The sequence below is a fragment of the Protofrankia sp. CiP1_Cm_nod4 genome, from assembly GCF_982290645.1.
The window spans coordinates 1-10,649 of sequence record NZ_CEVIVC010000120.1 but is presented as its reverse complement, the minus strand read 5'-3'; the positions used below and the strand labels follow the sequence as shown (position 1 = coordinate 10,649).

At 71.7% G+C, this 10,649-nt stretch carries 10 protein-coding genes and 1 pseudogene; 4 read left to right on the top strand and 7 right to left on the bottom strand.

Features of this window, described 5'->3' with window-relative positions:
* From AC5LSR_RS18770 to AC5LSR_RS18740, 7 genes and pseudogenes are all read right to left on the bottom strand, one after another.
* Positions 1–188 (bottom strand): annotated as a pseudogene (locus AC5LSR_RS18770) (iron-sulfur cluster assembly scaffold protein); the annotation flags it as partial.
* Positions 185–1,537 carry a cysteine desulfurase gene (locus tag AC5LSR_RS18765; RefSeq protein ID WP_250290704.1) on the bottom strand — a complete coding sequence of 451 codons (1,353 nt, stop codon included), beginning with the start codon at positions 1,535–1,537 and terminating at the stop codon, positions 185–187. The pseudogene AC5LSR_RS18770 and the gene AC5LSR_RS18765, both read right to left, overlap by 4 nt.
* 2 nt (positions 1,538–1,539) lie before the next feature.
* Positions 1,540–2,319, bottom strand: coding sequence for a Fe-S cluster assembly ATPase SufC (sufC, locus tag AC5LSR_RS18760; protein WP_250290701.1), 780 nt, complete (start codon positions 2,317–2,319; stop codon positions 1,540–1,542).
* A gap of 134 nt (positions 2,320–2,453) precedes the next feature.
* Positions 2,454–2,771 carry a non-heme iron oxygenase ferredoxin subunit gene (locus tag AC5LSR_RS18755; protein WP_250287467.1) on the bottom strand — a complete coding sequence of 106 codons (318 nt, stop codon included), beginning with the start codon at positions 2,769–2,771 and terminating at the stop codon, positions 2,454–2,456.
* Positions 2,771–4,063, bottom strand: a complete 1,293-nt coding sequence (gene sufD, locus AC5LSR_RS18750; protein WP_493465406.1) for a Fe-S cluster assembly protein SufD — start codon at positions 4,061–4,063, stop codon at positions 2,771–2,773. Before sufD ends, AC5LSR_RS18755 begins: the two co-directional genes overlap by 1 nt.
* Positions 4,063–5,487, bottom strand: a complete 1,425-nt coding sequence (sufB, locus tag AC5LSR_RS18745) for a Fe-S cluster assembly protein SufB (RefSeq protein WP_250283290.1) — start codon at positions 5,485–5,487, stop codon at positions 4,063–4,065. The genes sufD and sufB overlap by 1 nt, the downstream gene beginning before the upstream one ends.
* Positions 5,484–6,311, bottom strand: a complete 828-nt coding sequence (locus AC5LSR_RS18740; RefSeq protein ID WP_493468740.1) for a helix-turn-helix transcriptional regulator — start codon at positions 6,309–6,311, stop codon at positions 5,484–5,486. Before AC5LSR_RS18740 ends, sufB begins: the two co-directional genes overlap by 4 nt.
* Positions 6,312–7,013: 702 nt before the next feature.
* Here AC5LSR_RS18740 and AC5LSR_RS18735 point away from each other — a divergent pair.
* The 4 genes from AC5LSR_RS18735 to AC5LSR_RS18720 all read left to right on the top strand — a co-directional run.
* On the top strand, positions 7,014–7,514 hold the full coding sequence (locus AC5LSR_RS18735; protein WP_250283329.1) for a transcriptional regulator: 501 nt from the start codon (positions 7,014–7,016) through the stop codon (positions 7,512–7,514).
* Between the two features lie 296 nt (positions 7,515–7,810).
* Positions 7,811–8,752: an ABC transporter ATP-binding protein gene (locus AC5LSR_RS18730; RefSeq protein ID WP_250283293.1), complete on the top strand. Its 942-nt coding sequence runs from the start codon at positions 7,811–7,813 to the stop codon at positions 8,750–8,752.
* Entirely contained in the window at positions 8,749–9,603 is an 855-nt protein-coding gene (locus tag AC5LSR_RS18725; protein ID WP_250283295.1) for an ABC transporter permease, read from the top strand. The genes AC5LSR_RS18730 and AC5LSR_RS18725 overlap by 4 nt, the downstream gene beginning before the upstream one ends.
* 102 nt (positions 9,604–9,705) lie before the next feature.
* Positions 9,706–10,649, top strand: a 944-nt coding sequence (locus AC5LSR_RS18720) for a COX15/CtaA family protein (protein WP_493468743.1), incomplete at its 3' end; no start/stop codon positions are given.

Here is a 10,649-nt window from a genome sequence, read left to right as displayed (position 1 = left end):
CAGCCCTCGCTCTCGTAGGAGACATCCGTCACCACACCGTCGGCGACCCTGACCCGTAGGGTCACCTCGTCGCCGCAGGTCGGGTTGACGTGGTGGACCTCGGCGTCGAACGGTTCGCGCAGCCCGCGGTGGTGCGGGTTGCGGTAGTGGTCCAGGATGATCTCCTGGTACATGGAGTCCAGTTTCACGTCCCGAAGAACCTCCGGACATGCCCCAGACCTTCCACCAGCGCGTCGACCTCACTGCGGGTCGAGTACAGGTGGAAGGACGCCCGGGTCGTGGCCGGCACGCCGAAGCGCAGGCAGACCGGGCGGGCACAGTGCTGTCCAACACGAACGGCGACGCCGAGTTCGTCGAGCAGCTGGCCGACGTCGTGCGGGTGCAGCGCCCGGCCGTCGGAGCCGGTCAGGACGAACGAGACGGCGCCGCCGCGGTCGACCGCGTCCGCCGGCCCGATGATCCGCAGCCCGGGTACGGCGGTCAGCTGTTCGAGGGCGTAGGCGGTGACGTCGTGCTCGTGCGCGGCGATGGCGTCCATGCCGAGATCCGTCAGGTAGTCGACGGCGGCGCCGAGACCGACCGCCTGGGCGATCATTGGCGTGCCGGCCTCGAACCGGTGCGGCGGGTCGGCGTAGGTCGACGACTCCATCGTCACCAGCTCGATCATCTCGCCGCCGCCGAGGAACGGCGGCATGACCTCCAGCAGCTCGCTGCGGCCCCACAGCACGCCGATACCGGTCGGCCCGCACATCTTGTGGCCGGTGAAGGCGAGGAAGTCCACCCCCAGCGCGGTCACGTCGATCGGCATGTGCGGCACGGACTGGGAGCCGTCGAGCACGACGAGCGCGCCGACCTCGCGGGCCCGGGCGACCAGCGTCGCGACCGGGTTGACCGTGCCGAGAATGTTCGACTGGTGCACAAACGAGACCAGCTTCGTCCGCTCGTTGATCACCTGGTCGAGGGTGGAGAGGTCGAGGCGGCCGTCGTCGGTGATGCCGATCCAGCGCAGTGTCGCCCCGGTCCGCCGGCACAGCATCTGCCACGGCACCAGGTTGGAGTGGTGCTCCATCTCGGTGATGACGACCTCGTCGCCGGGCCCGAGCCGGAACCGCTCCGCCTCCGGGCCGGACACCGCCGCGTTGCTCATCGCGTAGGCGACGAGGTTCAGCGCCTCGGAGGAGTTCTTGGCGAAGACGATCTCGTCGCGCCGGGGTGCGCCGATAAACGCCGCGATCTTGTCCCGGGCGTTCTCGTACAGCGCGGTGGCCTCCTCGGCGAGCGTGTGGATGCCGCGGTGGACGTTGGCGTTGTGCAGCTCGTAGTAGTCCCGCTCGGCGTCGAGGACGCGGGTGGGCTTCTGCGAGCTCGCCGCGCTGTCGAGGTAGACCAGCGGCCGGTCGTCGTGGACCCGCCGCGCCAGGATCGGGAAGTCCTTGCGGACCCGCTCGACGTCGTAGCCGGACCTCGGCCCGCCCACCCCGGCGAGGATGGGCGAAGGCCTGCTGCCGGTCCTCGGGTCGGTTTCCGTATCGGTCATCGTCACGCCGCCGTCCCGGCCGGCTCGGTCGTCTTCACGTACCGGTCGTAGCCGGTGTCCTCCAGGACTGCGGCGAGCTCCGGGCCGCCGGAGTCGACGATGCGGCCGCCGGCCATCACGTGGACGAACTCCGGCTTCACGTACCGCAGGATGCGGGTGTAGTGGGTGATCAGCAGGATACCGGTCTGCCCCGCCGACCGGACAGACTCGATGCCGGCGGAGACGATCCGCAGCGCGTCCACGTCGAGGCCGGAGTCGGTCTCGTCCAGAATCGCGATCTTCGGCTTGAGCAGGGCCATCTGCAGGATCTCGTGGCGCTTCTTCTCACCGCCGGAGAAGCCCTCGTTGACGCTGCGCTCGGCGAACGCCGGGTCCATCTCCAGCGTCGCCATGGACTCGCGGACCTCCTTGACCCAGGTCCGCAGCTTGGGCGCCTCGCCGCGCACGGCCGTCACCGACGAGCGCAGGAAGTTCGACACCGACACCCCGGGCACCTCGACGGGGTACTGCATGGCCAGGAAGATCCCGGTACGGGCCCGCTCGTCGACGCTCTGCGCGAGGACGTCGACGCCGTCCAGCGTCACCGTCCCCTCGGTGATCGTGTACTTGGGGTGGCCCGCGATGGAATACGCCAGCGTCGACTTGCCGGAGCCGTTCGGCCCCATGATCGCATGGGTCTCGCCGCGGCGGATCGTCAGATCCACGCCGCGCAGGATCTCCCTCCCCTCGGCGGAGTCGGTCTCCACCGAGACGTGGAGGTTACGGATCTCAAGGGTCGACACTTTAGTTCAGTCTCCTCAAACCGCTATCTGTGACGCGCGCCGCGCACCGTGGCCCCGCGCCGCGGGAACCGCTCCGTGGGGCGCCTGCCCCACCGGGCCCGCGCGCTGCCCTGACATGCGCCGCGCGCCGTGCGCTATGACTCCCCGACGTCCACAAGAACGTCGTCACCATCGATCTTCACGGGATAGACGGGCACCGGCTCGGTCGCCGGCAGCCCCAGGGGCTCACCTGTGGTGAGGTCGAACTGCGAGCCGTGCAGCCAGCACTCGATCTTCGCGTCCTCGATCTCGCCCTGGGAGAGCATGACGTCGGCGTGCGAGCACTCGTCACGGATGGCGTAGACCTGCCCGCCCGACAGCGCCAGGCACACCGGCTCGCCGTCGACCTCCACCCCGAGCGGGAGGTCCTCGCTCAGGTCGGACAGGGCACACACCCGCTGGAAACCGCCCACTACACGACCCCGCCAAGCTCGGCCTCGACCGCCGCGGTGATCCGCTCCCGCAGCGAGCCGATCTCGATCCGGTCGACGATCTCGGCGAAGAAGCCCCGGACGACCAGGCGCCGCGCCTCGTCCGCCGGGATGCCCCGCGCCATCAGGTAGAACAGCGCCTCGTCGTCGAACCGCCCGGTCGCGCTGGCATGGCCGGCGCCGGTGACCTCCCCGGTGGAGATCTCCAGGTTCGGCACCGAGTCCGCCCGGGCACCGTCGGTGAGGACGAGGTTGCGGTTGAGCTCGTAGGTGTCGGTACCCACGGCGTCCGCCCCGATCACGACGTCACCGATCCACACCGCGTGCGCGCCGTCGCCCTGCAGTGCGCCCTTGTAGGCCACCCGGCTGCGGCACGAGCGCGGGCCGTGGTCGACGAGCAGGCGGTGCTCCTGGTGCTGGCCGGCGTCGGTGAAGAACAGCCCGTAGAGCTCCGCGTCCCCACCGGGCCCGGCATAGGTGACCGTGGGTGACAGACGTACCAGATCACCACCAAGAGTGACGGTGAACGAGCGGAACCGCGCGTCCCGGCCGACCGTGGCGGCGTGCGCGGCCACGTGCACCGCGCCGGCGTCCCAGTCCTGCAACGACACCAACGTCAGCGACGCGCTGTCACCGACCGACAGTTCGACGTTGCCGGCGTACGTGGCCGCCCCGGTGTGGTCGAGCACCACCGTGGCGGACGCGAACGCGCCGACCTCGACGACCAGATGCCCGTAGGCGACCCCGCCGCCGCCGTGCAGCCGCACGACCACCGGCTCGGCCGGCGCGGCCTCGGCGGGAACAGTGATCACGACCGCGTGCTCGGCCCGGGTCATCGCGAACGCCGACACCCGGTCGACCGGGGTCAGCACCCGCCCGATACGCGCGTCGTCGAGGCCGACGTGCTCGACCGTGACCGGCGGCGGGGCCTGCACGCCCACCTCAAGGGCGGCGCCGGTCGCCTCCGGGCCGGCGAGCAGGCCGCGCAGGCGGCGCAGCGGGGTGAACCGCCACTCCTCCTCACGCCCGGTCGGGACGGGATGCGCCTGCGGGTCACGGGAACGCACCAGCCGCGGCCGGCTGTCGGGCCGCCCGGCCGGCGCGCCCGCGGCCACCCCTGGCCGGGAGCCGAACGGCAGGCCGGTCGACGACCCCGCCGGCACGGTGGCGGTGGCGGTGCCGCCGGCGGCGGCGGACGACCCGTCCGACGAGCCCGGCAGCCCCGGCGCGCCCTGTGAGCCCTGTGAGCCGTTGTGGACAGGAGCTGTCACCATCAGCCGACCGCGCCTTCCATCTGCAGCTCGATCAGTCGGTTGAGCTCGAGGGCGTACTCCATCGGCAGCTCGCGGGCGATCGGCTCGACGAACCCGCGCACCACCATCGCCATCGCCTCGTCCTCGGACAGCCCGCGGCTCATCAGGTAGAAGAGCTGGTCCTCCCCGACCTTGGAGACGGTGGCCTCGTGCCCGATGGAGGCGTCGTCCTCGCGGACGTCGACGTAGGGGTAGGTGTCCGACCGGCTGACCGTGTCGACCAGCAGGGCGTCGCACTTCACCGTCGCCCGCGAGTTGTGCGCGCCCTCCTGGATCTGCACCAGACCGCGGTAGGAGGTGCGGCCGCCGCCGCGGGCCACCGACTTGGACACGATCGTGGACGACGTCCGCGGCGCCGCGTGCACCATCTTCGCGCCGGCGTCCTGGTGCTGGCCGGCGCCGGCGAAGGCGATCGAGAGCACCTCGCCCTTGGCCTGCTCGCCGAGCAGCCACACCGCCGGGTACTTCATCGTCACCTTGGAGCCGATGTTGCCGTCGATCCACTCCATGGTGCCGCCGGCCTGACAGGCGGCCCGCTTGGTCACCAGGTTGTAGACGTTGTTCGACCAGTTCTGGATGGTCGTGTAGCGGCAGCGGGCGTTCTTCTTCACGACGATCTCCACGACCGCGGAGTGCAGCGAGTCCGAGGAGTAGATCGGCGCGGTGCAGCCCTCGACATAGTGGACGTAGGCACCCTCGTCCACGATGATCAGAGTCCGCTCGAACTGGCCCATGTTCTCGGTGTTGATGCGGAAGTACGCCTGCAGCGGGATCTCCACGTGCACGCCCGGCGGGACGTAGATGAAGGAGCCGCCGGACCACACCGCGGTGTTCAGCGCGGCGAACTTGTTGTCCCCGACCGGGATGACCGAGCCGAAGTACTCCTGGAAGATCTCCGGGTGCTCCCGCAGGCCGGTGTCGGTGTCGAGGAAGATGACGCCCTGCTCCTCAAGATCCTCACGAATCTTGTGGTAGACGACCTCGCTCTCGTACTGCGCCGCCACGCCGGAGACCAGACGCTGCTTCTCGGCTTCGGGGATGCCGAGCTTGTCGTAGGTGTTGCGGATGTCCGCCGGCAGGTCGTCCCAGCTCTCCGCCTGCTTCTCGGTCGAACGGACAAAATACTTGATGTTGTCGAAATCGATCCCGGACAGGTCCGCGCCCCAGGTGGGCATGGGCTTGCGGCCGAACAGCTTCAGACCCTTCAGCCGAAGCTGGGTCATCCACTCCGGCTCGCCCTTCTTGGCCGAGATGTCCAGGACGACCGCTTCGGACAGCCCGCGTTCGGCGGTCGCCGCGTAGGCGTCCGTGTCGGACCAGCCGAACTTGTAGGCACCCAGGCCCTCAAGCCGGCTGTCGATCTCGGTCTCAGGAGTGGTGGTCATATGGCAGGACCCTCCGAGGAGGTGAGAGAGGTGGCGGTGGTGGGAGTGACAGGTGTGGAACCAGGTGTGCTGACGGCCGCCGCGGACGTCGGCGTCCCGACCGGCACGACCGGCACGACCGTGGGGGGTGCCGCGGCGTCGCCGCTCTTCTCGGGCTGCTGGGGTTCCCGGGTCTCCAGCGGAACATGTGTCGTGCACACCCCGTCACCATGCGCGATGGTGGCGAGCCGTTGGACGTGCGAGTCCAGCAGCCGCGACAACGCGGCGGTCTCCGCGCCGCAGAGCTCGGGGAACTGCTCGGCGACATGCTGGACGGGACAGTGGTGCTGGCAGATCTGGACGCCCGTCGGCAGCTGCGAGGTGCTCGCGGTGTAACCGGCGGCGGACATCGCCGCCGCCAGCGCCGCCGGCCGGTCGGCCGGGTCGGCCCGGGCGACCGCGGCCCGTACCTGCCGCTCCAGCTCGGCGGCACGCGCCTCGGCGAACTCCGCGACAACCGCCTGGCCGGCGACGTCCGCGAGAAAGCTCAGCGCGCTGGTGGCCAGGTCCTCGTACGCGGTCGGGCCGGCCGCGTGGCCGGCGGCGGTGAGCTGGTAGACCCGGGCCGGGCGGCCACGGCCGCGCGGGCCGGGGTTACGGGCCGACCGGGTGGTGATCGTGCCTTCCGCGAGCATCGCGTCCAGATGGCGGCGGATCGCCGCCGGCGACAGGCCGAGGCGTGCCGAGAGTGTGACCGCGGTCGAGGGGCCGAGCTCCAGGAGCAGGCGCGCGACACGGTCACGGGTCCGGCCGTCGGCCGCCGTACCGTTGGAGGTGTCGGGCATGCTTTTCACAACACCACTGTGCCTTATTTCCCGCCGTGGGTCTAACCCCCCGGCCCGCCGGTACGACGTGATCTGTCGCGGTACCCGACCATCGTGGCATCTGAGCTGGGCGAAGAGCGTCCGCTTGGAGCGAGCGTCTGATCCGCCACACTCGCCGGCGGCCCCCGGCGCCGGTATAGACGGCGGCATATCGGTACGCGGCGATACCACACGGAGACCACCCGCATCCGGCTGTCATCGTGTGAACCGGCCATCTCACAGACCAACTCCTGACAGGCTGTGGCCGGAGGCGGAACGCGCCTCCGGTCCGACGCGACCCGGACGGAGACCGTGACCGAGGCCGACCACAGCGCTCCTGAGCCCGACGCTGACCCGGCCGGCATCTCCGGAACCATCCCGGACGCCGCCAACACCAGCCGTACCGACACCGACAGCGGCGAAGCCGATGCAGGCGGTATCGGTACAGGCGGGACAGCCGGCACGGGCGCGACCGGCACGGCCGGTGCCGGCACCGGTAGAGCCAGAGTGGGTACGGCCGGCACCAGCGCCAGCAGGGCCAGCACCGGTAAAGCCAGCGCCGGCACCGGTAGAGCCAGAGTGGGTACGGCCGGCACCAGCGCCAGCAGGGCCAGCGCCGGCACCAGTGCCGGCAGGGCCAGCGGTGCCGACACGAGCCCGCGGCGCGACGACTACGCGGCGGAGCTGGGGCGCCGGCTGCGAGCCGCCCGCCACCGGCGCGGCATGTCCCTCGTCGACGTCCAGGAACGTACGAACGGGCGCTGGACCGCCGGCACCCTGGGCGCCTACGAGCGGGGGCGCCGCTCCCTGCGGGTGCACCGCCTGATGGAGCTCGCCGAGCTCTACGACGTGGCCGCGGTCGTGCTCATCCCCTCCCAGACGGACCGCTCCGAGCTGGCCGGCCTGCCGCCGCTGGCCATCGACCTGCACCGGCTGCGCAAACTGCCACCGACCCGGACCGGCCCGCTGCGGCGCTGGATCGCGATCGTGCAGGTACTGCGCTCGGAGAGCTCCCGGGACGTGCTACGCCTGCGCCGCACGGACCTGCTCTCGCTGGCACGGCTCTACAGCACGACACCGCCGCTGCTCTACGAGCGGCTGCGCGCGTGGGGCGCGCTCGTCGAGCCGGGGGCCGGGCAGCGGCCTGCCCCGCCGCGCGGGCGGCGCGGCCAGGCCCGTTCCTGACCTCGTCCCTGACACCGACCGTTCCCGGCCCCCGACAGCGCTCCCGGCCCCCGGTACCGCTCCCGGTTCCCGACGCTGTTCCCGCGCCCTTCCCGGAGCCGCTCCCCGCGCTGTTCACCGCTCTCCCCCGCTCTCCCGCACCTTCGGGCTCGCTCTCGGCCTTCCCGGCTCCCGGCCGTTCCCGGCCACCGATGGCTGCCCGGTGGGCGCCGCGGGCGGGCCGCCGGTGTGTTCTGACCGTATCCGGGCGGGTTCCGGTCGCACCTACGACGGCAAAGGTCCGTAGGATCGCGTGTGTGGCGGACGACCTGGCACTCGAGGTTTCCAGCCTGGTCAAGACATACTGGCCACGCTCGGACCGAGCCATACATGCTGTCAACGATCTATCGCTGACCGTTGTGGCGGGGTCGGTCACGGCGCTGCTCGGCCCGAACGGCGCCGGCAAGACAACCACGATCGAGATCTGCGAGGGGTTCCGCCGCCCGGACGCCGGCCACGTGCGGGTACTCGGCCTCGACCCCGCCCGTGACGGGCCCGCGCTGCACCCACGGGTGGGGGTCATGCTCCAGTCCGGCGGGGTGTACCCGGGCGCCCGCGCCGGTGAGATGCTCGCTCTGCTCGCCGCGCACCACCGTGACCCGCTGGACGTCACCGCCCTGCTCGAGCGCGTCGGCATCGCCGAGATGGCCGGGGTGCCCTACCGCCGCCTCTCCGGCGGCCAGCAGCAGCGCCTGTCCCTGGCGATGGCCCTCGTCGGCCGTCCGGAGCTGGTCTTCCTCGACGAGCCCACCGCCGGCATGGACGTGCAGGCCCGCCGGGCCACCTGGGAGCTGATCGAACAGCTGCGGATGGCCGGGGTCACCGTGGTGCTGACCACCCACGCCATGGACGAGGCGGAGCAGCTCGCCGACCACGTCGTCATCGTCGACCACGGCAAGGTCCTCGCGGCGGGCTCCCCGGCCGAGCTGACCAGCGGCGGCGCCAAGGGGGAGCTGCGGTTCCGGGCGCTGGCCGGCCTCGACATCGACCGGCTGGAGCTGGCCCTGCCCAGCGGCACCGTCGCCAGGGAGGGACCGCCCGGGCGCTATGTCATACAGGGGAAGGTCGACCCGCAGATGCTCGCCGCGGTGACCGCCTGGTGCGCGGGCAACGGCGTCATGGCCGAGGACCTCCAGGTCGAACAGCGCAGTCTTGAGGACGTGTTCGTGGAACTCACCGGTTCGGCGTTGCGGGCATGACCGACACGGAGGTGCCGACCGGCGGCCGGAGCGGGAAGCCGGCCAAGCCGGCCGCCGCCGGCCCCCGCTCCGCCGTGGGCACGCGAGCGCCGCTGGACCTGCGTCCCTCACCGGGGGCGGCGAGCCGGTGGGACATGCTGCGCGCGCAGACGCTGATCGAGCTGAAGCTGACGCTGCGGCGCGGGGAGTCGGTGCTGCTCACCCTGGTCATCCCGGTCGGCCTGCTGCTGTTCTTCAGCGCGGTGGACGTGCTTCCCACCGACGGCGCCCGCTCGGTGGACTTCCTCGTCCCGGGCATCCTGGCGCTCGCGGTCATGTCGACGGCGTTCACCGGGCAGGCGATCGCGACCGGTTTCGAGCGCTCCTACGGCGTGCTGCGGCGGTTCGGCGCGAGCCCGTTGCCGCGCTCGGTCCTGCTGGCGGGCAAGACGCTGGCCGTGGTCGCCGTGGAGATCATCCAGGTCGCGGTGCTGGTCGCCGTCGGGTTCGCCCTCGGCTGGCACCCGCATGGCCGGCCGTGGTGGGTGGCGCTGCTCCTGCTGGTGGCCACCGTCGCGTTCTGCGGCCTGGGGCTGCTGATGGCGGGCATCCTGCGGGCGGAGGCGACGCTGGCCGCGGCCAACGGCGTCTACCTGCTGCTGTTGCTCGTCGGCGGGGTGATCGTCCCGCTGTCCGAGCTGCCGGGCTGGCTGGAGGCGGTGGGCCGGGCGCTGCCCACCGCGGCCGCCTCCGACGGCCTGCGGGCCGTCCTGCGGGACGGCGCCGGCCTGCCCGTCGGCGATCTGGTCGTGCTGTGCGCCTGGGCGGCCGGCTCCCTGGCGCTGGCGGCCCGCACCTTCAGATGGGAATGACCTTCACGATGGGAATGACCTTCACATGGGAGTAGGGGCGCCGGTGGGAGCAAGGATGCCGGGCCCGGACTTCTACAGACGGTAGTATCCACGGGGATGAACATGCGGCAGCCACTACGACTACCCACGGTGAGTCCGGTGGTCTTCCAGCGGCTCACCCGCGTCAGCGTCGTGCTGCTCGCGCTGATCGTGGTCACCGGTGGCGCGGTCCGGCTCACCGGCTCCGGGCTCGGCTGCCCCACCTGGCCCAGATGCGGCGAGGACTCGTTCGTCACGCAGTCGGAGTACTCCGTGCACGGCTGGATCGAGTTCGGCAACCGGCTGCTGACCACCGCCGTCGGGGCGGTGATGCTGCTGCTGCCGCTGGTGTCGCTGCGGCTGCGCGAGCGCCGCCGTGACCTCGTCCTGCTCGCGTTCGGGCTGTGGCTGGGCTTCCTCGGCCAGGTGGTGCTCGGCGGCCTGACCGTCCTGTTCAAGCTGCATCCCGCGCTGGTGGCGGGGCACTTCCTGCTGTCCATGCTGCTGCTGCTCGACGTCGTGGCGCTCGACCGCCGGGCCCGCTGTGGCCCTGGCCCGGCCCGGCCGGCGGGCGGGCGCGAGCTGCGCTGGCTGGCCCGGCTGCTGGTGGGTGTCGCCGGGGCGGTGCTCGTCCTCGGCACGGTGGTCACCGGCACCGGGCCGCACAGCGGGGACTCCACCGAGGCGAAACGGTTCGGGTTCGACATCACCAATGTCGCGCAGCTGCACGCGGACGCCGCGATGCTCCTGGTCGGGCTGGTCATCGCGACGGTCCTCGCGGTGCGTGCCGGCGGCGGGCCGCGGGAGGCGGTCCGCGCGAGCAACGCGCTCGCCGCCATCGCGGCCGCCCAGGCCGGCGTCGGGTTCGTCCAGTACTTCACCGGCATCCCGGTCGCGCTGGTGGAGCTGCACATAGCCGGGGCCACCGCGCTGTGGATCGCCGCCCTGCACATCTGGCTGGCCATGGTCAACCGACCGGCGCCGGTCGACCTGCCTGCATCCCCGCCCGCCCCCCGGCGGTCACCGCC